Raw genomic sequence first — 22,300 nt, 5'->3', positions numbered from 1 at the left:
AGCAATTTCCTCTCTTAGATAAAATGTAAAAAATGAAGCAAAGGCATCACGAATAAAATACTGTCAAAACGATCCAGTATTCCACCGTGCCCCGGTAAGATCGACCCAGAATCTTTTACGTTAAAATGGCGCTTTAAAGCAGATTCCACCAGGTCACCCATTTGTCCGAAGACAGATGCGATGATGGTGACGATGATGATCAGGAAGATCGAGTGGTTTAATGGAATGAAGTAATTGAAGATAAGTGCAATCCCAATCGCCCAGATGATGCCACCGACAAAACCTTCTATTGTTTTGTTGGGTGAAATTTCCGGCCATAATTTCCGTTTGCCAATTTTGCGGCCTGTGAAATAAGCACCTGAATCAGTGAACCAAACCACCAGTAAAGCAAAAATCAGAAAGCTGAGGCTGGCTTCACGCGTTTCGATAAAATAAAAGAAACCGATACCGACATATAAAGTACCTAAAACAGCGAAGGCTGCATCATCAAAAGTGAAGCTGTTTTTTACGATGACTGTATGTATCAATAGAAGAATGACGGCTAGAAATGCGAATTCGACTTTTTCATAGCCTGTCCATTCAAAAATCTGAACAGCCCATTGATTGGGCATCATGAAGGCATAAAGCGCCAATAGGGAAATAAGGCCGGGGATGCTCCACAAACTCCGGCCCTTCATTTTCAAGAGTTCCTGCAATGCTACCGTTCCCAGTAAATAAACCAACAGAATAAATGGAAGGCCTCCATAAATAACGAAAGGAATAAATAGAGCTGCAGCAATGACACCTGTTATAATCCGTTGTTTCATTTCACTTCGTCCCCTTTCAACCCTCCATACCGGCGATTTCGTTTCTGATAATTTTCAATCGCTTCCAGTAAGGAATCTTCATTAAAATCGGGCCATAAAGTTTCCGTGAACCAAAACTCCGTGTATGCCAATTGCCAAAGCATAAAATTGCTCAATCGAACCTCACCACTCGTACGAATCAGTAAATCCGGTTCCGGCAAGCCTTTTGTCATAAGCCCACCCGAAATAAGGTCTTCGTTAATATCACAAATGTCCAGAGTTCCCGCAGCAACTTGAGTGGCAATATCTTTGACCGCATCTACAATTTCTGCACGGCTCCCATAATTCAAAGCGAAGTTCAGGACAAGGCCAGTATTGTCTTTAGTTGCTTCTTTCGCTTTCTTAATGGCTTTAAGTGTATGCATAGGCAAATTTTGATGGTATCCCATCATTTCCACGCGCACATTTTCTTCAATCAGTTCCGGCAGGAAGGTCGTTAAAAATTCTTCCGGCAAGCGCATCAAAAAATCCACTTCGATTTTTGGACGTTTCCAGTTTTCTGTGGAAAATGCATATAAAGTCAGGACACTGACCCCAAGTTCATTGGCGAGCTTTGTCACCTTCCGGACGGTCTTCATTCCTTCATGGTGTCCAGCAACTCTTGGAAGCGAACGTTTTTTTGCCCAGCGGCCATTGCCGTCCATGATGATTGCAATATGAGCCGGAACTTCTTCGTTCGAAATCAAAACTGAGCGATCTACATTTTCCAAGACCAAATCAGTATTTCGTTTTAATAGTTTATTAAACATAGTTAATCCTCCACCTATTACAAATCGGCATGTCTATTGCTTATCATATCAAAAAAAACAGCATTGTGCGCTTCTTTCAAGATACAGCGTTTATTTTTGGCATGAAAAAGCGTCCTGCTTAACAGGACGCCAGACATGAAATGAAGTTCGATTTAAACTTCCATAATCTCTTTTTCTTTACTTTTAGCCATTTCATCGATTTTTGCAATGTTGTCATCTGTCAACTTCTGGGTGTCGTCTGTATAGCCACGCAAGTCATCTTCCGTGATTTCACTTTTCTTCTCCAGCTTCTTGAACTCGTCATTAGCATCCCGACGGATGTTGCGGATGACCACTTTCGCTTCTTCCGCTTCTTTCTTCACTTGCTTCACAAGATCTTTGCGGCGTTCTTCTGTCAATGCAGGAACTGCCAAGCGGATCACCGAACCGTCATTTGACGGGCTCAAGCCCAAGTCAGACTTAAGGATCGCTTTTTCGATATCACCAAGAACCGATTTATCGTATGGCTGAATCATGATCAAACGCGCTTCAGGAATGGAAATGCCTGCAATTTGGTTGACCGGTGTTGGAGAACCGTAATAATCGATCGTCAACTTATCCAAAATTGAAGGAGTTGCACGGCCAGCACGGATTGAAGATAAATCACGTGAAAAAGCTTGAATTGCATTGGTCATTTTAGATTTAGTGTCATTCATCACTGATTTTGGCATTATAATGTTCTCCTCACTACTGTCCCGATTTTTTCTCCGAGTACAGCTCGTTTTATATTTCCATTTTCCATAATTGAGAATACTACGAGTGGGATGTCATTGTCCATACAAAGTGTAGAAGCTGTCGAATCCATCACCTGCAAGCCTTGTTGAATCACTTCGAAATAAGAAAGTTCTTCGTATTTTACAGCAGTGGAATCCGTTTTCGGATCAGCTGAATAAACGCCATCAACATTGTTTTTCGCCATTAAAATGACATCGGCTTCAATTTCAGCCGCGCGCAATGCCGCTGTTGTATCAGTTGAGAAGTAAGGGTTCCCTGTACCTGCTGCAAAAATGACAACCCGCTTCTTTTCTAGATGACGGATAGCTCTTCTGCGGATATAAGGTTCAGCAACTTGGCGCATTTCTATGGACGAAAGAACGCGGGTTTCAACGTCTTGCTTTTCCAAAGAATCCTGCAAAGCCAATGAGTTCATAACTGTTGCCAGCATGCCCATATAGTCAGCTGTTGCACGGTCCATTCCCATTTCAGAACCGACTTTGCCTCTCCAGATATTGCCTCCGCCTACAACCACTGCAACTTCCACTCCAAGTTCCACCACTTCTTTTACTTGGCTTGCTACTGATTTGATGATTTCTGGGGACAATCCGAAACCTTGTCCTCCTGCCATTGCTTCACCACTTAGTTTTAATACAATGCGTTTATATTGCTGAACACTCATCGGTACCCTCCATTACATAATTATTGAAAAATAGGGAACACATACTCGTGTTCCCCAAGATAAATCATATGATAAACGTTCTTATTTTTTGTTAACTTGGCTCATTACTTCGTCAGCAAAGTTATCTTCACGCTTTTCGATGCCTTCTCCAACTTCGTAACGGATGAATTCTTTAACAGATCCACCTGTAGAAGCTGCAAAATCACGAACTTTTTGATCTGAATTCTTAACGAACGCCTGGTCAAGCAAGCAGATGTCTTCGAAATATTTACCAAGGCGGCCTTCAACCATTTTAGCAACGATTTTTTCCGGTTTGCCTTCGTTTAAAGCTTGCTCAGTCAAGATTTTACGCTCGTGCTCTACTTCGTCAGCAGAAACTTCGTCGCGCGATACATATTTAGGGTTCAATGCAGCGATGTGCATAGCGATGTCGCGGGCAGCATCTGAATCCGTAGAGTTTTCAAGAACAACAAGTACTGAAATACGTCCGCCCATGTGAAGGTAAGGACCAAAAGCGTCAGCATCTGTTTTTGTGCGCACTTCAAAACGGCGCAATGTGATTTTTTCACCAATTTTAGCGATTGCGTTTGAAATATGGTCTGCAACTGTCAAACCGTTAGACATTGTTGAAGCATTAGCTTCTTCAACAGTAGCCGGCTTAGTTGAGATCAAGTGCTCGCCTAATTCTTTTACCAAAGTCTGGAAACCTTCGTTTTTCGCAACAAAGTCTGTTTCTGCGTTTACTTCGAAGATGACTGCTTCGTTTTCTTTCACAAGAATTGAAGTTGTCCCTTCAGCAGCAATACGATCCGCTTTTTTAGAAGCGCTTGAAAGACCTTTTTCACGTAGGAAGTCTAGAGCCGCTTCCATATCTCCATCTGTTTCCACTAATGCTTTTTTGCAATCCATCATACCTGCGCCTGTTTTTGCACGCAATTCCTTTACCATTTGAGCTGTAACTGCCATGATTAAATTCCTCCTTTAAGATAGTGTAGCCATTTTCTCAAAAAAAGGTGATAAGAGGGGTTGGCCGCTTATCACCTGTGTAAATTGCGAATTACTCAGCAGATTCAGCTTGAGTTTCTTCTTCTTCTTCTTCCGGTTTTGACTCAAGCAAAGCGTCCGCCATTTTACCAGTCAACAATTTAACTGCGCGGATTGCATCGTCGTTTGCAGGAATAACATAATCGATTTCATCCGGATCACAGTTCGTATCAACGATACCAACGATTGGAATGTTCAATTTCATTGCTTCTGCAACTGCAATGCGTTCTTTACGAGGATCAACTACGAACATTACGTCCGGTAGTGAACTCATGTCACGGATACCGCCAAGGAACTTAACAAGGCGTTCGTGTTGTTTTTTCAACTGAACAACTTCTTTTTTCGGTAGAACTTCGAAAGTTCCATCTTCTTCCATGCGCTCGATTTGTTTCAAACGGTTCACACGTTTTTGGATTGTACCGAAGTTAGTAAGTGTTCCACCCAACCAACGTTGGTTGATGTAGTAGTTGCCAGAACGTTCTGCTTCTTCTTTGATCGCGTCCTGAGCTTGTTTTTTCGTACCAACAAAAAGTACTTTGCCGCCTTCTTCGCCCACTTGTTTCATGAAGCTATAAGCTTCCTCCAATTTGCGGACTGTTTTCTGAAGATCGATGATGTAGATGCCGTTACGTTCCACGAAGATATATTTTTTCATTTTCGGGTTCCAGCGGCGAGTTTGGTGACCAAAATGTACACCAGCTTCTAACAATTGTTTCATTGAGATTACTGCCATGATTTGTTTCCTCCTGATAGGTTATTTTTTCCCTCCGCATTTTTCTTCTCTGAACCGTTACCCAGTTGGGCACCTACGACTCAAATCGAAATGCGTGTGTATTTAACACCATTTGAAATTATACCACGCTTCACCTTTAGTCTGCAACATGTTTCTCTCATTATATTTAAAGCAGCTACACTAAAATTCCAGCTGCTCCAAAAATAGCGGCGCTAAGCGGCGGAACCTGTGCTTCACACAAAGCAGAAAGAGTTTACCAGTAGCCTGGAGAAGTATCCGCCGCAATGGATCTCCTTCATTTTTCGGCTACGAAAAAGGGCTGCCCCCTAAAAGTCATTTACATGACCTTTTGGGGCAGCCCTTTTCGAAGTTCAATTTAGTTCATTTTCAATTGTTCAAGTTCTGCTAGGAATTTCGTGTTCAATACTTTGATGTATGTCCCTTTCATTCCTAGAGAGCGTGATTCGATAACGCCTGCACTTTCAAGCTTGCGAAGTGCGTTAACGATAACCGAACGCGTAATGCCAACACGATCAGCAATTTTAGAAGCGACCAGCAAACCTTCGTTGCCGTCAAGTTCTTCGAAAATATGTTCGATAGCTTCAAGTTCACTGTATGAAAGTGAAGAAATCGCCATTTGCACAACAGCTTTGCTGCGCGCTTCTTCTTCGATGCGGTCGCCTTTTTCGCGAAGGATTTCCATCCCTACTACTGTAGCGCCGTATTCACCAAGAATTAAATCGTCGTCGTGGAATTCTGCGTCTACACGTCCAAGAAGAAGTGTTCCTAAACGCTCGCCGCCGCCGTTGATCGGTACGATTGTTGTCAGTCCGTTTTTAAACAGTTCACGCTCTTCCACAGGGAAGATGGTGTGTTCGCTGTTAACGTCCAAGTTTTCAGTCGTTTCCTTGATGTTCGAAAGCTTCTGAGTATACTCAAGCGGGAATTGACGCTCTTCAAGCATCCCTTTCATGCGTTCGTTCTCAATCTGTTGGTTGATTGCATAGCCCAACACTTTACCTTTGCGGCTTACTACGAAAGCGTTGCATTCAATTACTTCGCTCAAAGTCTCAGCCATGTCTTTAAAGTTTACTTTTTTGCCGCCTGCTGCTTCCAGCATAGAGTTAATTCGTCTTGTTTTTCCTAATAAATTCATTTAAATGAACCTCCTACATAATTCGTACCATGTTTATTCAATATTCTAAAGGTTTTTACTCTTTAATGAAACTATTTCGCCTTGTTTTACAGAATAAATTGTGACAAGTCCTTATTCTTTGCCACATTTTCAAGTTTCTCATTCACATATTGGGGGGTTATGTCAATTTGTGCCGGAGAAATCTCGGAAGCTTCAAAAGACAAATCTTCCAACAAACGCTCCAGTATTGTATGCAATCTGCGTGCGCCGATATTATCTGTGTCTTGATTCACTTCATATGCAATTTCTGCAAGTCTGATTATTGAGGCATCATTGAAGTGTACCACAACTCCCTCTGTTTCGAGAAGGGCTTTATATTGATTTATTAAAGAATGTTTTGGTTCCGTCAATATTTTGACAAAATCTCCGACTTCAAGCTTCTGTAATTCCACTCGAATCGGGAAGCGCCCCTGCAGTTCCGGAATCAAATCGGAAGGTTTCGACATATGAAAAGCACCTGCAGCAACAAACAGCATGTAATCCGTTTGGACTGCACCGTATTTTGTAGAGACTGTCGACCCTTCCACAATCGGCAGAATATCGCGCTGTACCCCTTCCCGGGAAACATCAGCGGACGAAGAACTGTTCTTACTGGCGATTTTGTCCATTTCATCGATGAAGATGATGCCGTGCTGTTCAGCACGTTCGATCGCTTCCGACGCCACTTCTTCATCGTCCACTAATTTAGCCGCTTCTTCAGTTGTCAAAATCCGGCGAGCTTCTTTTACTTGCAAACGCCGTTTTTTCTTTTTCTTCGGCATAAGCGAAGAAAAAGCATCCTGCATGTTCGCACCCATCTGTTCCATTCCCGACCCTTGCAGGGCATCAAACATGGAAAGCGAATTCTCAACCACTTCAACTGTTACCCACTCGTCTTCCAGCTTGCCTGCTTTTAAATCAGCGGCGATTTCTCTTCTTTTGACGCGCACTTCCACTTCTGCAGTTGGTTCCTCTTCTTCTTGCTCAAGCTTTTGGCCGAACAGCATTTCCAGCGGATTCTGATTGGTCTGTTTTTTACGCAACGATGGAGCCAGCAATTTTACGATCCGCTCGTTGGCTGCCGCCTCTGCCTGAAACTGGACTGCTTCAAACTTTTCTTCTTTAACGATTCGCACAGCTGCTTCGACCAGATCGCGCACCATGGACTCAACATCCCGTCCAACGTAACCGACTTCTGTAAACTTCGTCGCTTCCACCTTGATAAAAGGTGCACCTGTCAATTTAGCGATTCGACGGGCGATTTCCGTTTTCCCGACACCTGTCGGACCGATCATCAGGATATTTTTAGGGATTACTTCGCCTCGCATCTCTTCATCCAACCGGCTTCTCCGGTAACGGTTGCGCAATGCGATGGCGATCGAACGCTTCGCATCTTTTTGGCCGACGATATACCGGTCCAGGTGGTCAGTAATTTGTCTTGGCGTTAAATCAGTTTGATTTTTCATTAGGACAATTCCTCCACTATGATTTGATGATTTGTATAGACACAAATGTCCGCTGCTGTCTCCAAAGCGGATTGTGCGATTTGTGCTGCCGTCAAATTATCTCCTGCATATTTCTTCAAGGCACGCCCTGCCGCCAGCGCATAGTTTCCGCCTGAACCGATGGCGAGAATGCCATCATCCGGCTCAATCACTTCTCCAGTGCCGGATACCAGCAGCAACTCATCTTTGTTCATGATGATGAGCATGGCTTCCAATTGGCGCAGCATCTTGTCTCCACGCCATTGCTTTGCCAATTCAACTGCAGCTCGTTGAAGATTGCCATTATACTCGGTCAGCTTTCCTTCGAACATCTCGAACAAGGTAAATGCATCTGCTACTGATCCTGCAAATCCGGTCAAGACCTGTCCGTTATATAATTTCCGCACTTTTCTCGCTGTATGCTTCATGACGACCGCATTGCCGAACGTTACTTGGCCATCACCTGACATCGCGCATTTCCCGTTATGTTGAACTGCAAATATCGTGGTTGCATGAAATTCTTGCATAATGAAATTCCCCTTTCTAAGCTCTCGGGTGTGAATTTAAATAGGTGTTCCGTAAATGTTCTTTGGTAACATGCGTATAAACCTGAGTAGAACTTAAATGGGAATGCCCAAGCAGTTCCTGCACAGTCCGGATATCAGCTCCGTTATTGATCAGGTGAGTTGCAAATGTATGACGGATCATATGCGGATAGATAGAAGAATTGACAGAGGCTTTCTTCATGCATTCGCTTAAGATATGGCGAACCCCTCGATCAGTTACAACCTCCCCACGGCTGTTCACAAACAAGTAGTCGTGCTTTTGGTTCTTCATCAGTTTAGGACGCGCATCCTCCATGTAATGTTCCAGAGCGTCCTGCGCAAACTGACCATAAGGGATGTAACGCTCTTTTCTGCCTTTCCCCATGACTTTGACAATCTGCATGGTCTGATCCAGATCTCCTAGTCGAATGGAGACGCATTCACTGACGCGCATACCCGTCGCATACAATAGTTCCAGTAGCGCTGTATTTCGGATCGACAATTTATCTTCACCCTGAACGGACTTAAAAAGCTGAGCCAACTCTTCTTCATAGAAAAATTGAGGCAGCCTCTCTTCTTTTTTTGGATGGTATAAAGACCTGAATGCAGCCTCATTCAACTCAAATTCGCGATTACCGTATCGGAAAAACGAGCGGATTGCCGAGATTTTTCTGGACACTGTGGTTCTTGATAATTTGGCGTCATATAGCTTTGTGACGTAATTTCGTGCATGTATATACTCGACTTCTCTAATATCAGGTACACCTTCAGCATTCAAAAACAGAAAAAAATCCAGCAGATCGTGTTCATAATGGTGGACGGTGTGTTCGGAATAATTTTTCTCCAATTGAATGTAGGTCATAAAAGATTCAAGCATCTTCTCTTTTTCCATATATGCTCCACCTTTCACCAAATACAAAAGCCTCTAAATTATACCAACATTTAGAGGCTTTTATCAATTAAACTGTCACTGTATTCATATAGTTTTGAATAGATGTCAATGCACGATCTGCGTGTCTTTCTGCACGCTCCTGTTTCGAACGGATGCGCTCACCAAGATCCGGGAACAAGCCGAAGTTGACATTCATCGGCTGGAAATTCTTGCTGTCAGCTTCTGTAATGTACCGTGCCATGCTGCCCAAAGCTGTTTCAGCAGGGAATACCAGCAGTTCTTCACCCAATGCCAATTTCGCTGCATTGATGCCTGCAAGCAATCCGCTGCCCGCAGATTCGACATAACCTTCGACACCTGTCATCTGGCCGGCAAAGAAAATATTCTCGTCAGCCTTCAACTGGTAGGTCGGCTTCAGCACACGCGGTGAGTTGATGAACGTGTTGCGGTGCATGACACCATACCGTACGATTTCTACGTTCTCTAAGCCCGGGATCAATTTAAGGACTTCTTTTTGAGGTCCCCATTTTAAGTGCGTCTGAAACCCGACAATATTATAAAGGGTTCCCGCAGCATCATCCTGGCGAAGCTGAACGACGGCGTAAGGAATTTTGCCTGTTTTCGGATCTTCCAGCCCTACTGGCTTCATCGGCCCGAAAGTCAGTGTTTTCTCTCCTCTGGCAGCCATGACTTCAACTGGCATGCAGCCTTCGAAATAGATTTCTTTTTCGAATTCCTTCAGAGGCACAACTTCTGCTTCGACAAGTGCCGTATGGAACCGTATAAACTCGTCTTCCGTCATTGGACAGTTAAGGTAAGCAGCCTCCCCTTTGTCGTAACGGGATTTCAAATAGACTTTGTCCATATCGATGCTGTCTTTTTCGACAATCGGCGCTGCCGCGTCATAAAAATACAGATATTCTTCACCTGTCAATTGGCGGACCTTCTCAGCAAGAGCCGGCGATGTCAACGGACCGGTTGCAATAATCGTAATGCCTTCCGGAATTTCAGTCACTTCTTCATTGATCACTTCCACCAATGGATGGTTTTTTACTTTCTCGGTCACTGCCCCAGCGAACTCGTGGCGGTCCACTGCAAGTGCTCCACCAGCCGGCACAGATGCACGGTCAGCTGAATCGATGATGACCGAATCCAATTTGCGCATTTCCTCTTTGATGACCCCTACTGCATTGGTCAAGGAATTGGCTCGAAGCGAGTTGCTGCAGACTAACTCTGCAAATTTATCAGTATGGTGAGCAGCTGTCTGTTTTACAGGACGCATTTCGTATAAACGGACGTTAACTCCCCGTTTTGCGATTTGCCATGCTGCTTCACTTCCGGCTAACCCGGCTCCAATTACGTTTACATACTTTGTCATTTTCAAACACCTCTATATTATTATTGAACTTCTTCTTTGTAATCACAGCTTGTGCAATTGATCTGCACACCTTTTTTCACTTTTTTCTCTACCAGTAACTCATTGCATTTCGGACAAGGACGTTCGATCGGTTTATCCCATGATACGAATTCACATTCGGGATAGCGTTCGCAACCGTAGAATATGCGGCGCTTCTTGCTCTTTCTTTCTACAATCTCGCCTTCTTTACACGTCGGGCATTTAACGCCGATATGTTTGACGATGGCTTTGGTATTGCGGCATTCCGGGAAATTGCTGCAGGCCATGAACTTGCCATAGCGCCCCAGTTTGTAGACCATTGGCGAACCGCATAATTCACAGTCTTCACCTACAGGCTCATCCTTGATCTGAACTTTCTCCATTTCCTCTTCCGCCACTTCGACGTTTTTCTCAAATTCAAGATAAAAGGCATCAATAATGGAACGCCAAGCGATTTCGCCTTCTTCGACCGTATCCAAGTCGTGCTCCATCTTGGCGGTAAACTCGATGTTAAGGATATCCGGGAAAAACTCAAGCACCAGCTGATGGACAATTTCACCCAACTCAGTGGGAATGAAACGTTTCGCATCCAACGTGACATACCCACGTTTCTGAATGGTGTCCAGTGTCGGTGCATAGGTTGACGGACGTCCTATTCCAAGCTCTTCAAGTGTCCGTACCAAACGGGCCTCTGTAAAACGCGGAGGCGGCTGCGTAAAATGCTGATTTGGTGTGACTTCAATCGCTTTCACGATATCACCTTCAGCCATCTCCGGCAGAATATTATCTTTTTCTTCTTTTTGATCGTCAGTACCCTCAATGTATAGCTTCATAAAACCAGGAAACTTGACCTGTGAACCGTTTGCACGGAATACCGCTTCGCCGTTTTGTAATTCCGCCATGACGGTATCGAGAACTGCCGGTGACATCTGGCTCGCTACAAACCGGTCCCAAATCAATTTATACAGACGGTATAGATCCCGCGAAAGAATACTCTTCATGGATTCAGGTGTCCGCATTACACTAGTCGGCCGCACGGCTTCGTGGGCATCCTGCGATTTTGCTGACTGTTTCGCAGCAACTTTCTGTGTAACGTATTGTTCCCCATAGTTTTCGACGATAAAGTCAATTGTATCTTTTTTCGCTGTGTCAGAGATTCTTGTGGAATCCGTTCGCATATAGGTGATTAATCCGGTGATGCCTTCTTTCCCTACGGATATGCCTTCATACAATTGCTGCGCGAGCATCATTGTCTTTTTGGCTCGAAAATTTAATTTGCGGGCTGCTTCCTGCTGCAGTGAAGAAGTTGTAAAAGAAGGGGATGGATTTCTTTTTCTCTCTTTTTTCACTACCCGATTTACGGTGAAGTCTTTGCCTTTCATCGAAGCCATGACAGCTTTGACATCGGCTTCGTTGTTCAATTTCATTTTTTCTTTTGTGTTGCCATAGAATTGCGCTTCGAATTTCTTCTTAGCCTTTTCGAATTCCCCGGTAATGGACCAGTACTCTTCCGGTTCAAAATTTTTGATTTCGTTTTCCCGATCAATGACCAATCGAAGGGCTACGGATTGTACACGCCCAGCTGAAAGGCCTTTTTTCACTTTTTTCCAAAGCAAAGGGCTGATGCTGTAGCCGACGAGACGATCCAAAATACGGCGCGCTTGCTGAGCATCGACTAAATCCATGTCGATCTTACGCGGATGCTTGAACGATTCTTTTATGGCATCCTTGGTGATTTCGTTGAAGACTACCCGGCAGTCAGAGGATTGATCAATGCCGAGAGCCGTAGCCAAATGCCATGCAATCGCTTCCCCTTCTCTGTCAGGGTCAGCTGCGAGAAAGACTTTTTTCGCTTTTTTCGCTTCTTTTTTAAGGTCTTGTAATATCGGGCCTTTGCCTCTTATTGTAATATAACGAGGTTCATAATTGTTTTCTACGTCTACACCCATTTGACTCCGGGGAAGATCGCGTAAATGTCCAAGTGAAGCACGGACTTTATATTTCTTACCCAAATACCGTTCGATTGTCTTAGCCTTTGCAGGCGACTCAACAATCACTAAAAAATCCGCCATAACTATTTCCTCCTCATAGAGGTTTCTCAAAACTGCTTAAAAGAATTACCTGTTGCAAAATGTATAACAGATTTTAGCTTAATGCAAGGCTTTTCATTTTTTCCATTGTTTTTCAGCTGTCATATGTTGGTATTCTTCTAGCACTTGCCAGCCGTTCCAGACCGGTTTTGCGCCTTCTGAAATCAATTTATGCGGTCCTTCAGATAAAAGCGATGAAATATCGCCTGGAACTGCAAAAATATCTTTTCCATGATCCAGCGCATGTTCAATTGTGCTCAAGGTGCCGCTTTTCACTAGAGCTTCCGTAACCACAATTCCTCTCGATAATCCGCTGATGATGCGGTTCCTCATTGAAAAATTCCATTTTAGGGGCTTCATATAGGGCGGATACTCAGTTAAAACCAGATGATTTTCTTCTATTATATTGTTTAGTTCTGCGTTTTCTTTTGGGTACGGATGGAGAAAACCACTGCCCGTGACGGCGATTGTACGCCCGCCTAAATCAATCGTTTTTTGATGTGCCATGGCGTCTGCTCCAATCGCCAGTCCACTGACGATGATAAAGCCCTTTTCAAGAAGCGGCGGAATGATTTTCTGCATGGCTTTTTCTGAATAAGCGGAGGCTTTACGCGAACCGATCACGGCTATTTTTTGGGGTTCTGCCAACAAAGCGGCGTCACCTTTGGCGTACAGGACAGCGGGTGGGTCGATCAATTCCAGCAGGCTTCCAGGATATAGGGGATGCTGATAAGATATGGGGAGTATCTTATGCTTGGCGTAGGTTTCACTTAAGGGGAATGTTAAGGTATGTCGGTAAGAAGCTTTCAGTTTCTCCGCCTGATCCCGTTTGATATTCAAGAGCATCATCAGTTCATACGGGGATTTCCGTTCCAGCTTAGATAAGTCTGGATCCTCTGCCAACAGCGGCAATAATTTCTGCAAACTTTTCGGGTACACATAATGCAGTGCCAATAAACGCTCCGTAAATTCTTTGTTCATTTCCTTCCTCCTCTTCTATTTGGGCTAAATGAAAGCGCATCAGACTGTCATGCGCCTAAACTCCAGTTTAATCGGTTTTCCGTCCGCCGTAAACCTGAAGAATTCCAGAATATTCGGCTTCCATTTTTTATCCAAAAAACCTTGAGTTTCTTCTATATAAAAAAAGGTTGATGCTGCGGAATGCGTTTAAAAGACTGTTTAAGTCTTGCCGTTTCTATCCGAACAAGCCTATTGAATTATCATACGAAAGTGCTTGATAAATCGGCTATGATTGCGTTTCCGCTTGATGAATAATAAATTGCAATCGATCTTTTTTCACCAAATGAAACCACGTCGATCTCGTTACGTATGATTAGCAATTGATATTTACGGCAAAACCGAAAAACAGGAAAAGTTTACCTCGATATTTTTCTTATGAGTGGACTCTATAAGTTACTGTTCATTCGGCAGGCGGTTATACAGTGACCGTTGGTGAAGAAAAAAAGCTCGAAACGCTGTCTTTCCAGCATTTCGAGCTTTTTGTATTAATGGGTTTTACACTTGTCGTATAACCCTTTTTCTCTGATGACTTTGATCAACGTTTCTCCGATAACAGACGGAGTATCTGCAACTTCGATGCCTGCTTCATTCATTGCTTTGATTTTATCAGCAGCTGTACCTTTACCACCGGAAATGATCGCACCGGCATGGCCCATACGTTTTCCTTCTGGTGCCGTTTGGCCACCGATAAATCCTACTACAGGTTTCGTCATGTTCGCTTTAACCCACTCAGCAGCTTCTTCTTCAGCTGTTCCGCCGATTTCACCGATCATTACGACTGCGTAAGTATCTTCGTCTTCATTGAATTCCTTCAATACGTCGATAAAGTTAGTGCCGTTTACTGGATCTCCGCCGATGCCGACAGCTGTCGACTGGCCGATTCCTTCTTCAGACAATTGGTGAGTCGCTTCATATGTCAATGTACCTGAACGTGAAACAACGCCGACATGTCCTTTTTTGTGGATATATCCAGGCATAATGCCGATTTTACATTCGTCCGGAGTGATTACGCCCGGGCAGTTCGGTCCAACTAGACGCGTTTTCTTGCCTTCCATGTAACGCTTCACTTTCACCATATCGAGTACTGGGATGTGTTCAGTGATGCAGATTGCCATGTCAAGATCAGCTTCAACAGCTTCAAGAATTGCGTCAGCTGCGAAAGGTGCCGGTACGTAAATTACAGATACATTAGCTCCTGTAGCTTTCACTGCATCTTCTACAGTGTTGAAGACAGGTACGCCTTCAGCTTCAGTTCCGCCTTTACCTGGTGTTACACCCGCAACGATTTTCGTTCCGTATTCAAGCATTTGCTTTGTGTGGAAAAGGGCAGTTGACCCTGTAATTCCCTGTACAAGCACTTTTGTGTCTTTGTTAATGTATACACTCATTTTTGTCCCTGCCCTTCTTTAGCCTACGAGTTCTACGATCTGTTTAGCGCCGTCTGCCATCGTACCGGCAGCCACAATATTAAGACCTGATTCATTAAGCAGTTTTTTACCGATTTCTACATTGGTTCCTTCAAGACGGACTACAAGCGGCACGTCAAGGCTTACTTCTTTCGCAGCCTGGATTACGCCTTCCGCAATGATGTCACACTTCATGATACCGCCGAAAATGTTAACGAAGATTCCTTTTACATTCTTATCAGAAAGAATGATTTTGAAAGCTTCCGTTACTTTTTCAGCGGTCGCACCGCCCCCAACGTCAAGGAAGTTAGCGGGTGTTCCGCCGTAGTAGTTGATCGTATCCATCGTTGCCATAGCAAGTCCGGCGCCGTTAACCATACAGCCGATGTTCCCATCCAAAGAAATATAGCTCAAGTCATACTTGGAAGCTTCAATTTCTTTTGAATCCTCTTCGTCGAAATCACGAAGTTCCACAATGTCTTTGTGGCGGTAAAGAGCGTTTTCATCGAAATCAAATTTCGCGTCAAGCGCTAAGATATTGCCGTCGCCTGTTTCAACCAATGGGTTGATTTCAACGATTGAAGCATCTTTTTCGATGAATACAGTGTATAGGCCAAGCATGAATTTTGCCGCTTTGTTGACAAGCTTTGGCGGAATGTTCATGTTGAAAGCCATACGGCGTGCCTGGAAACCAGTCAAACCGATCACTGGATCGATCACTTCTTTGAAGATTTTCTCAGGAGTGTTCTCAGAAACTTCCTCAATATCGACTCCACCTTCTTCAGAGCCCATAAGAGTGACACGTGAAGTTTGGCGGTCGAGTACCAATCCGACATAGTATTCCTTTTTAATGTCAGATCCTTCTTCGATCAACAAGCGCTTGATCTCTTTGCCTTCTGGACCTGTCTGGTGAGTCACAAGAACCTTACCTAGCAGTTCTTTAGCATATGTACGGACTTCATCCAGGTTTTTAGCGATTTTTACACCGCCGGCTTTGCCTCGTCCACCTGCGTGGATTTGTGCTTTCACCACGACAACATCCGTGCTCAGTTCTTTAGCTGCCTTCACTGCTTCTTCCGGAGAAAAAGCAACGGTGCCGTAAGAAACTGCTACGCCGTATTGTCTGAGGAGTTCTTTTCCTTGATATTCATGGATATTCATCTGTCATCCTCCAATCAAACATCTCTATCGTAATTTTATTACCTTTACCATTGTATTAAAGTTGTCACAGAATGTCCACCGAAGTTAGCTGAGCCGATTAAATTCCTTTGCTTAGAACAGAGAACTTTTCGTTAAGAGAGATTTGACAGGTTCGAACGTCTTCCGATGGATTCTACACGGACCATGCTTTTCAAGCGCGGAAACATGCTCTTTTGTTCCATATCCGGCGTGTTTTTCGAAGCCGTATTGCGGATACTGGGCAGCATACTCTTCCATGATGGCATCCCTTCCTGTCTTCGCCAAAATTGAAGCGGCCGCAATGCTCAAGCTCTGGGCATCGCCTTTGATGATGGATTCACACGGCATCGGCAGATTCAGCATCATTGCGTCAGCCAGTACGATATCAGGTGCAGGGGATAGCGCTAAAGCAGCTGCAGCCATGGACCCTTTTGTGGCCTGATAGATATTCACACGGTCAATTTCTTCCGGAGGCTGTATATGGACTGAATAGCTGATGGCGATCCTTTTGATGATTTCCGCAAACTGGTCGCGTTTGGCTTTGCTCAATTGCTTGGAATCGTCCAAACCGATAAGGCTCGAGCAATCCTCGGGCAAGATGACAGCCGCCGTTACGACCGGACCAGCGAGCGGCCCTCTTCCCGCCTCGTCGATGCCAGCCACAAGATCGGTTTCCACTGTCCTGAATGCTGCATCAAACAGCAGCTTTGAACTGTGATGTTCCATCAGCTTTTCCCGCAGCACTTGTTTCCGCTGCCAGGAAGCCAATAAAGTCTGGACGCTTTTACGTGAATCGCTTTTCAGCTCTTCCATCCACGGCTGCCATTCCACCAGTCCGTTCAGCTTATCTTTTATTTCATTCGTTGTTTGCATCTCTTCAACTTCTTCCTTCGATGATTTGCCTTAACTCTATAGCTTATTTTCTGTATTGGTTTCGTTTCCTCCAGCCCAAAAAAGCTGCTCCTCAAAATATCGAGGAGCAGCTTTTTATCGAATTGAGCGAATCCTCACTCTTCTTCTATCATTTCATCTCTGTAATCGAACGTCACTTTGCCCAAATGCTGATTCCGGATATCCCGGACAATCACTTCGGCCGTTGTTTCATAGTCGACATCGCCATGCTGATCATAACAGCCGCGTTTTTTACCGATATGGTCAAAGGTGACGACGATTTCTTCATCGACGTGATCGATGCCGTATCTTTCCATCATGCGGTCCGGATAACGTTCTTCCAGGAACTTCAGCGAATAGATGGCCAACTCCTGCATTTGGATGACCGAGTCTTTGATTGCTCCCGTAACGGCTAATTTCAAGCCCGTTTCCGGGTCTTCAAACTTCGGCCATAAAATACCCGGCGTATCCAATAATTCAATTTCCTTGCCGACTTTGATCCATTGCTGCGCTTTCGTGACACCCGGCATATTCCCGGTCTTAGCCAGGCTCTTTTTCGATAAGCGGTTGATGAGCGTCGATTTCCCGACGTTCGGAATTCCGACAATCATAGCACGGATGGCACGGGGCTTGATGCCTTTGGCGATCATGCGATCCCATTTTTCTGTCAGTATTTCTTTTGATGCTTTTGTCACCAATTGCAGCCCTCTGCCTTCAAGGGAATTGATCGCTACTGCACGGGTACCTTGATCTTCAAAATATCGAATCCACTTTTTCGTTTCAACTTCATCGGCCATGTCCATTTTGTTTAAAATAATGAGACGCGGTTTTTGCTGAATCACTTGATCGATCATCGGATTTCGTGAAGATAAAGGTAACCTGGCGTCAACAAGTTCAAAAATAATATCCACCAATTTCAGCTTTTCAGTAACTTGTCTCCGTGCTTTCGCCATGTGTCCAGGAAACCATTGTATCGTCATAAAACCACTCCTTATTTTACAATTCCCGCTTCAGGCAACGGCCAGAATACGAAACTTGTGTCACCGATGACATCATCAGTCGGGACCAATCCGATATGGCGGCTGTCTTTGCTTGCGCGTCGATTATCGCCCATGACAAAAACAGAACCTTCCGGTATGATGCTTTCTCCTCCGGTAACATCCTCCAAAACAAAGTCTTCAGTCAGAGTACCGGTGATTCCTTGCTTATAGATATCCAGATAAGGTTCTTCCACTGCTTCTCCATTTATATATAACTGATCGTCTTCATAGGCTACATGATCTCCCGGCAAGCCGATGATCCGCTTGATATAATCTTTTTGCTCCGGCGCATGAAAAACGATGATGTCGAAACGGTCAGGTTCGCCGACTGAATAACCGATCTTGTTGACGATCATGCGGTCCCCATGCTCCAAAGTCGGCATCATCGACTCTCCATCTACGACAATCGGCGTGAATAAAAAGAAACGGATAATTGCTGCTAAACCGAAGGCGATCAATAGAGCTTTGGACCATTCCCACATTTCATTCTTCTTCTTCACTTCAGTCTCCATGCGTGTTCCTCCCTATACTTACTGCTTTAATTGTACAAGGAAATAAGCTTTTTAGCAAAAAGAAAGAGGGCGCAAGCGCCCTCTCTCATTAATGCGATCTTATCGAATTTCTTTGATACGAGCTGCTTTACCGCGTAGGTCACGCAAGTAATACAATTTCGCACGGCGTACTTTACCACGACGGGTAACTTCAAGCTGTGCAATTTTTGGTGTGTGTACAGGGAATGTACGCTCAACACCAACACCGTAAGAGATTTTGCGAACAGTGAATGATTCACTGATCCCGCCTCCGCGACGGCTGATGACTACTCCTTCGTATACCTGAATACGTTCGCGTGTACCCTCGACAACTTTAACGTGGACGCGGACAGTATCTCCAGGACGGAACGTTGGAAGATCCGTACGAAGCTGTTCTTTAGTGATTTCTGTAATAATGTTTTGCATTATTTTTCTCTCCTTCTACAGATGCTCTTACACCCAAATGAACTGTTGCAGCGGAACATCGTGATCCTGTACTTCACATAAAAGTACAGTGTCCATAATACCACTAAACAATTGCTTGCGCAAGAGCAGTCTGCGATCTATTTTTGTTTTTTCAGTTCAGCGATGATTTTCTTTTGCTTGTCGCTCAATTCGATTTTGTCGAGCAGATCCGGGCGGCGCTCAAGCGTCCGTTTCAAGGTTTGTTCTTCGCGCCATTGATCGACTTTGCCATGATTGCCGGAAGTCAGCACGTCCGGCACCTTCCAGCCTCTGAATTCAGCCGGACGCGTGTATTGAGGGTGTTCCAGCATGCCTGTAGAGAATGAGTCGCGAACTGGCGAGTCAGCGTTTCCCAGCACCCCCGGAAGCAGTCTGACGACACTGTCGATGACAGTCATGGCTGCAAGCTCTCCACCGGTCAGCACAAAATCGCCAATGGAAATTTCGTCCGTGACCAAATGTTCCCGGATTCGTTCATCGTAGCCTTCATAATGGCCGCAGATAAACACCAATTCCTGTTCAGCTGCCAGCTCTTCCGCTTTTTGCTGGGTAAAGCGTTCGCCTTGCGGACACATCAGGATGACGCGCGGCTTGCTTTCTTGCACCAGGCTTTCAACAGCATTAAAAATAGGTTCAGGCTTAAGCACCATACCGGCGCCGCCGCCGAAAGGGTAATCATCTACTTGGCGCTTATTATCGGCAAACTCTCGAATGTCCACGACATTCAGGCTGACTGCACCTTTTTCCTGTGCTTTTTTCATGATCGAGTGCTGGAAGACCCCTTCAAACATGGGGGGAAACAGCGATAGGACATTTATATTCATCAAGACAACAAACCTTCCATGACTTCGATGGTCACTTTCTTTTCATCTATGTCAATTTCTTTGACGATGTCTTCGATATATGGAATATAATGCTTCTTCCCAGTTTTCGGCGTGACTTCCCAGACATCATTGGCGCCCGTTTCCAAAATTTCACTGATGGTTCCGAGTTCCTGTCCTTCTGTCGTGAAAACCGTACACCCTAAAATTTCGTGATGGTAGAATGCATTGTCTTCGAGTTCGGTTAAATCATGTTCAGCAATCTTCAGATAGGACTCTTTGAACGGCTCCACGTCATTGATATTCGGATAGCCTTCAAAAGTCACCAATTCGAAGTTCTTATGCTGGCGGTGGCTGGCGATCTTCACCATGATCGGCTTTTTTGCATCCGGTGTAAAAAGTCCAAGTTTTGAACCAACCGCAAAACGTTCTTCCGGAAAATCGGTACGGGACAAAACGCGCACTTCTCCACGAATTCCATGGGTATTGACAATTTTTCCTACATTAAACCATTGCACAAGCAAACATCCTTCCGGTGCTATTTTTCTGAAAAAAAAAGAAGGAACCTGGGCTCCTTCTTTTTCCTTAATCCACAATATCGAGGTAAGTTTTCTTCTTATGATAACCACCTGCTGCTGAGTACACAATTGAACGGACAGCTTTCGCCACACGTCCCTGCTTTCCGATGACTTTCCCTGTATCCTCAGGATGCACAGAAAGCTTGTAGACAATTCGGCTTGCGTTTTCGTCGGTTTCGACACGAACTTCTTCCGGATAATCAACTAACGGTTTCACAATGGTCTCAATCAGCTGCTTCATAAGAAAATCTCCCTTACTTGCTTAATTTTTCGTTATGGAATTTCTCCATAATGCCTTTTTGAGAAAACAAGTTGCGTACAGTATCAGATGGTTTTGCACCATCATGAAGCCATTTCAACACTAGTTCTTCGTCGATCTTAACTTCAGCTGGAACTGTCAGCGGGTTGTAAGTACCTACTGTCTGGATTTGACGGCCGTCACGTGGAGCACGTGAGTCAGCTACTACAATACGGTAAAAAGGAGATTTCTTAGCTCCCATACGTTTCAAGCGAATTTTTACTGCCATTTCTTAAAGCACCTCCGAATAGTTTCACACAAGATATTATATTAGCAAGCTTTAAATAGTTTGTAAAGTATTTTTTCTTAACACCTTAAAATTTTACTTGAAAAGTGAGTCCAGGCCTGACATTCCCATTTTCTTTTTGCCTTTTTTCGTGTTCATGCCAGACATTTGTTTCATCATTTTCTTCATATCCTCGAACTGTTTCAAGAGTCGGTTGACATCTTGAATCGATGTTCCTGAACCTTTGGCAATCCGTTTTTTGCGGTTTGCATTGATGATTTCGGGTGTCGTTTTCTCTTTTTTCGTCATCGAGTAGATAATGGCTTCCACACGATCCATCTGGCCTTCATCCACTTTAGCGTTTTCGAGCCCCTTGATTTTATTGGCGCCAGGGAGCATTTTCAAAATTTCATCCAATGGCCCCATTTGTTTGACCTGCGACATCTGTTCCAGGAAATCATCAAAAGTAAACGTGGAAGTTCTGAACTTCTCTTCCAACTCTTTCGCTTTTTCTTCATCGACGCTCGACTGCGCTTTTTCAATCAGCGACAGCATATCCCCCATGCCAAGGATGCGTGAAGCCATGCGTTCCGGATGGAAAGCTTCAAGCGCGTCCATTTTTTCGCCCATCCCGACAAATTTAATCGGTTTTTGGGTGACAGAGCGGATTGACAGCGCCGCACCGCCTCGAGTATCACCATCCAGTTTCGTCAGAACGACACCCGAAATTCCGATGGCTTCATCAAAGCTCTGTGCCACATTGACAGCATCCTGTCCGGTCATGGAATCAACTACCAGGAAAATCTCATCCGGCTCTTTAAGGGCACGGATATCCTTCAATTCCTGCATCAATGCCTCATCAACATGCAGACGGCCTGCAGTATCGATGATGACCGTATCCAAATGCTCTGTTTTTGCGTGTTCAATCGCCTGACGGGCAATTTCCACAGGAGACAGTTCTGTCCCTTTGGAGAAAACCGGCAAGGACAGTTGTTTGCCGATCGTCTCAAGCTGCTGGATTGCTGCCGGACGATAGACATCGGCCGCCACCAATAACGGCTTGCGATTGTGTTTTCTGCGCAGCAGGTTGGCAAGTTTCCCTGTAGTGGTCGTTTTACCGGCCCCCTGCAGACCGACCATCATGATGACAGTCGGCTGTTTTGAGGAAAACTCGATTTTCCGCTCTTCGCCGCCCATCAATTCGGTCAGTTCATCTTTTACGATTTTAACGACCTGCTGGCCTGGCGTCAGGCTATCCATGACGTCCTGGCCAATTGCCCGTTCACTGACTTTCTTGACGAATTCCTTAACGACTTTCAAGTTGACATCCGCTTCGATTAAGGCAAAACGAACTTCACGCATCATTTCCTTAACGTCTGCTTCGTTGACTTTTCCTTTACCTTTGATCTTTGTCATGGTGCCTTGCAGGCGTTCGGATAATCCTTCAAATGCCATTCTT

At 44.6% G+C, this 22,300-nt stretch carries 24 protein-coding genes; all 24 read right to left on the bottom strand.

The window, feature by feature from the left end; all coding sequences use genetic code 11:
• Positions 1–14: 14 nt before the first annotated feature.
• Positions 15–806 (bottom strand): phosphatidate cytidylyltransferase, encoded by a 792-nt coding sequence (locus ACRC6Q_RS06945; protein ID WP_223633223.1) that lies wholly within the window; start codon positions 804–806, stop codon positions 15–17.
• The gene (locus ACRC6Q_RS06940) at positions 803–1,594 is read right to left on the bottom strand and encodes an isoprenyl transferase (RefSeq protein ID WP_223633225.1); all 792 of its coding nucleotides are present in this window, start codon (positions 1,592–1,594) and stop codon (positions 803–805) included. The genes ACRC6Q_RS06945 and ACRC6Q_RS06940 overlap by 4 nt, the downstream gene beginning before the upstream one ends.
• Before the next feature lie 152 nt (positions 1,595–1,746).
• Positions 1,747–2,304 (bottom strand): ribosome recycling factor, encoded by a 558-nt coding sequence (gene frr, locus ACRC6Q_RS06935; protein ID WP_431466107.1) that lies wholly within the window; start codon positions 2,302–2,304, stop codon positions 1,747–1,749.
• On the bottom strand, positions 2,304–3,029 hold the full coding sequence (pyrH, locus tag ACRC6Q_RS06930; RefSeq protein ID WP_223633229.1) for a UMP kinase: 726 nt from the start codon (positions 3,027–3,029) through the stop codon (positions 2,304–2,306). The genes frr and pyrH overlap by 1 nt, the downstream gene beginning before the upstream one ends.
• A gap of 81 nt (positions 3,030–3,110) precedes the next feature.
• The gene (tsf, locus tag ACRC6Q_RS06925; protein WP_223633231.1) at positions 3,111–3,995 is read right to left on the bottom strand and encodes a translation elongation factor Ts; all 885 of its coding nucleotides are present in this window, start codon (positions 3,993–3,995) and stop codon (positions 3,111–3,113) included.
• 91 nt (positions 3,996–4,086) lie between these two features.
• The gene (rpsB, locus tag ACRC6Q_RS06920; RefSeq protein WP_215099839.1) at positions 4,087–4,806 is read right to left on the bottom strand and encodes a 30S ribosomal protein S2; all 720 of its coding nucleotides are present in this window, start codon (positions 4,804–4,806) and stop codon (positions 4,087–4,089) included.
• Positions 4,807–5,182: 376 nt separating this feature from the next.
• Positions 5,183–5,962 (bottom strand): GTP-sensing pleiotropic transcriptional regulator CodY, encoded by a 780-nt coding sequence (codY, locus tag ACRC6Q_RS06915; RefSeq protein ID WP_223633234.1) that lies wholly within the window; start codon positions 5,960–5,962, stop codon positions 5,183–5,185.
• A gap of 86 nt (positions 5,963–6,048) precedes the next feature.
• Complete coding sequence (gene hslU / locus ACRC6Q_RS06910; protein WP_223633237.1) at positions 6,049–7,446, bottom strand: HslU--HslV peptidase ATPase subunit; 1,398 nt, start codon at positions 7,444–7,446, stop codon at positions 6,049–6,051.
• Positions 7,446–7,991 (bottom strand): ATP-dependent protease subunit HslV, encoded by a 546-nt coding sequence (gene hslV, locus ACRC6Q_RS06905; protein WP_223633240.1) that lies wholly within the window; start codon positions 7,989–7,991, stop codon positions 7,446–7,448. The genes hslU and hslV overlap by 1 nt, the downstream gene beginning before the upstream one ends.
• Positions 7,992–8,007: 16 nt before the next feature.
• Positions 8,008–8,901, bottom strand: coding sequence for a tyrosine recombinase XerC (gene xerC, locus ACRC6Q_RS06900; RefSeq protein WP_223633243.1), 894 nt, complete (start codon positions 8,899–8,901; stop codon positions 8,008–8,010).
• A gap of 67 nt (positions 8,902–8,968) precedes the next feature.
• Positions 8,969–10,279, bottom strand: coding sequence for an FADH(2)-oxidizing methylenetetrahydrofolate--tRNA-(uracil(54)-C(5))-methyltransferase TrmFO (trmFO, locus tag ACRC6Q_RS06895; protein WP_223633247.1), 1,311 nt, complete (start codon positions 10,277–10,279; stop codon positions 8,969–8,971).
• Between the two features lie 20 nt (positions 10,280–10,299).
• A complete protein-coding gene (topA, locus tag ACRC6Q_RS06890) occupies positions 10,300–12,369 on the bottom strand; it encodes a type I DNA topoisomerase (protein WP_223633250.1) in 2,070 nt (689 codons plus the stop codon).
• A 93-nt stretch (positions 12,370–12,462) separates the two neighbouring features.
• Positions 12,463–13,368, bottom strand: a complete 906-nt coding sequence (gene dprA / locus ACRC6Q_RS06885) for a DNA-processing protein DprA (RefSeq protein ID WP_431466106.1) — start codon at positions 13,366–13,368, stop codon at positions 12,463–12,465.
• Positions 13,369–13,892: 524 nt separating this feature from the next.
• Positions 13,893–14,795, bottom strand: coding sequence for a succinate--CoA ligase subunit alpha (gene sucD, locus ACRC6Q_RS06880; RefSeq protein WP_223633257.1), 903 nt, complete (start codon positions 14,793–14,795; stop codon positions 13,893–13,895).
• Between the two features lie 18 nt (positions 14,796–14,813).
• Positions 14,814–15,974, bottom strand: coding sequence for an ADP-forming succinate--CoA ligase subunit beta (gene sucC, locus ACRC6Q_RS06875; protein ID WP_223633260.1), 1,161 nt, complete (start codon positions 15,972–15,974; stop codon positions 14,814–14,816).
• Positions 15,975–16,085: 111 nt separating this feature from the next.
• Positions 16,086–16,865 carry a ribonuclease HII gene (locus tag ACRC6Q_RS06870; RefSeq protein ID WP_223633263.1) on the bottom strand — a complete coding sequence of 260 codons (780 nt, stop codon included), beginning with the start codon at positions 16,863–16,865 and terminating at the stop codon, positions 16,086–16,088.
• Between the two features lie 134 nt (positions 16,866–16,999).
• A complete protein-coding gene (ylqF, locus tag ACRC6Q_RS06865; protein ID WP_223633265.1) occupies positions 17,000–17,863 on the bottom strand; it encodes a ribosome biogenesis GTPase YlqF in 864 nt (287 codons plus the stop codon).
• Between the two features lie 11 nt (positions 17,864–17,874).
• Entirely contained in the window at positions 17,875–18,435 is a 561-nt protein-coding gene (gene lepB / locus ACRC6Q_RS06860; RefSeq protein WP_223633267.1) for a signal peptidase I, read from the bottom strand.
• Between the two features lie 99 nt (positions 18,436–18,534).
• A complete protein-coding gene (gene rplS, locus ACRC6Q_RS06855; RefSeq protein ID WP_223633270.1) occupies positions 18,535–18,879 on the bottom strand; it encodes a 50S ribosomal protein L19 in 345 nt (114 codons plus the stop codon).
• A gap of 137 nt (positions 18,880–19,016) precedes the next feature.
• Positions 19,017–19,742 carry a tRNA (guanosine(37)-N1)-methyltransferase TrmD gene (gene trmD / locus ACRC6Q_RS06850; protein ID WP_223634853.1) on the bottom strand — a complete coding sequence of 242 codons (726 nt, stop codon included), beginning with the start codon at positions 19,740–19,742 and terminating at the stop codon, positions 19,017–19,019.
• Positions 19,742–20,257 (bottom strand): ribosome maturation factor RimM, encoded by a 516-nt coding sequence (gene rimM / locus ACRC6Q_RS06845; RefSeq protein ID WP_223633274.1) that lies wholly within the window; start codon positions 20,255–20,257, stop codon positions 19,742–19,744. Before rimM ends, trmD begins: the two co-directional genes overlap by 1 nt.
• 67 nt (positions 20,258–20,324) lie before the next feature.
• On the bottom strand, positions 20,325–20,558 hold the full coding sequence (locus ACRC6Q_RS06840) for a KH domain-containing protein (protein WP_142826576.1): 234 nt from the start codon (positions 20,556–20,558) through the stop codon (positions 20,325–20,327).
• A 13-nt stretch (positions 20,559–20,571) separates the two neighbouring features.
• Positions 20,572–20,844: a 30S ribosomal protein S16 gene (rpsP, locus tag ACRC6Q_RS06835; RefSeq protein ID WP_191714046.1), complete on the bottom strand. Its 273-nt coding sequence runs from the start codon at positions 20,842–20,844 to the stop codon at positions 20,572–20,574.
• A 93-nt stretch (positions 20,845–20,937) separates the two neighbouring features.
• Positions 20,938–22,296 carry a signal recognition particle protein gene (ffh, locus tag ACRC6Q_RS06830; RefSeq protein WP_223633277.1) on the bottom strand — a complete coding sequence of 453 codons (1,359 nt, stop codon included), beginning with the start codon at positions 22,294–22,296 and terminating at the stop codon, positions 20,938–20,940.
• Between the last annotated feature and the right edge of the window lie 4 nt (positions 22,297–22,300).

The organism is Planococcus sp. SE5232, assembly GCF_050686535.1.
In the GTDB taxonomy this organism is placed as follows: domain Bacteria; phylum Bacillota; class Bacilli; order Bacillales_A; family Planococcaceae; genus Planococcus.
The sequence above is the reverse complement of the archived record's forward strand: the minus strand, read 5'-3'. Positions and strand labels throughout refer to the sequence as shown.

Excerpts from the sequence above, each read along its gene's own strand:
- ACRC6Q_RS06945 (WP_223633223.1), bottom strand. The coding sequence starts at position 806 with ATGAAACAACGGATTATAACAGGTGTCATTGCTGCAGCTCTATTTATT.
- ACRC6Q_RS06940 (WP_223633225.1), bottom strand. The coding sequence starts at position 1,594 with ATGTTTAATAAACTATTAAAACGAAATACTGATTTGGTCTTGGAAAAT.
- frr (WP_431466107.1), bottom strand. The coding sequence starts at position 2,304 with ATGCCAAAATCAGTGATGAATGACACTAAATCTAAAATGACCAATGCA.
- pyrH (WP_223633229.1), bottom strand. The coding sequence starts at position 3,029 with ATGAGTGTTCAGCAATATAAACGCATTGTATTAAAACTAAGTGGTGAA.
- tsf (WP_223633231.1), bottom strand. The coding sequence starts at position 3,995 with ATGGCAGTTACAGCTCAAATGGTAAAGGAATTGCGTGCAAAAACAGGC.
- rpsB (WP_215099839.1), bottom strand. The coding sequence starts at position 4,806 with ATGGCAGTAATCTCAATGAAACAATTGTTAGAAGCTGGTGTACATTTT.
- codY (WP_223633234.1), bottom strand. The coding sequence starts at position 5,962 with ATGAATTTATTAGGAAAAACAAGACGAATTAACTCTATGCTGGAAGCA.
- hslU (WP_223633237.1), bottom strand. The coding sequence starts at position 7,446 with ATGAAAAATCAAACTGATTTAACGCCAAGACAAATTACTGACCACCTG.
- hslV (WP_223633240.1), bottom strand. The coding sequence starts at position 7,991 with ATGCAAGAATTTCATGCAACCACGATATTTGCAGTTCAACATAACGGG.
- xerC (WP_223633243.1), bottom strand. The coding sequence starts at position 8,901 with ATGGAAAAAGAGAAGATGCTTGAATCTTTTATGACCTACATTCAATTG.
- trmFO (WP_223633247.1), bottom strand. The coding sequence starts at position 10,279 with ATGACAAAGTATGTAAACGTAATTGGAGCCGGGTTAGCCGGAAGTGAA.
- topA (WP_223633250.1), bottom strand. The coding sequence starts at position 12,369 with ATGGCGGATTTTTTAGTGATTGTTGAGTCGCCTGCAAAGGCTAAGACA.
- dprA (WP_431466106.1), bottom strand. The coding sequence starts at position 13,368 with ATGAACAAAGAATTTACGGAGCGTTTATTGGCACTGCATTATGTGTAC.
- sucD (WP_223633257.1), bottom strand. The coding sequence starts at position 14,795 with ATGAGTGTATACATTAACAAAGACACAAAAGTGCTTGTACAGGGAATT.
- sucC (WP_223633260.1), bottom strand. The coding sequence starts at position 15,974 with ATGAATATCCATGAATATCAAGGAAAAGAACTCCTCAGACAATACGGC.
- ACRC6Q_RS06870 (WP_223633263.1), bottom strand. The coding sequence starts at position 16,865 with ATGCAAACAACGAATGAAATAAAAGATAAGCTGAACGGACTGGTGGAA.
- ylqF (WP_223633265.1), bottom strand. The coding sequence starts at position 17,863 with ATGACGATACAATGGTTTCCTGGACACATGGCGAAAGCACGGAGACAA.
- lepB (WP_223633267.1), bottom strand. The coding sequence starts at position 18,435 with ATGGAGACTGAAGTGAAGAAGAAGAATGAAATGTGGGAATGGTCCAAA.
- rplS (WP_223633270.1), bottom strand. The coding sequence starts at position 18,879 with ATGCAAAACATTATTACAGAAATCACTAAAGAACAGCTTCGTACGGAT.
- trmD (WP_223634853.1), bottom strand. The coding sequence starts at position 19,742 with ATGAATATAAATGTCCTATCGCTGTTTCCCCCCATGTTTGAAGGGGTC.
- ACRC6Q_RS06840 (WP_142826576.1), bottom strand. The coding sequence starts at position 20,558 with ATGAAGCAGCTGATTGAGACCATTGTGAAACCGTTAGTTGATTATCCG.
- rpsP (WP_191714046.1), bottom strand. The coding sequence starts at position 20,844 with ATGGCAGTAAAAATTCGCTTGAAACGTATGGGAGCTAAGAAATCTCCT.
- ffh (WP_223633277.1), bottom strand. The coding sequence starts at position 22,296 with ATGGCATTTGAAGGATTATCCGAACGCCTGCAAGGCACCATGACAAAG.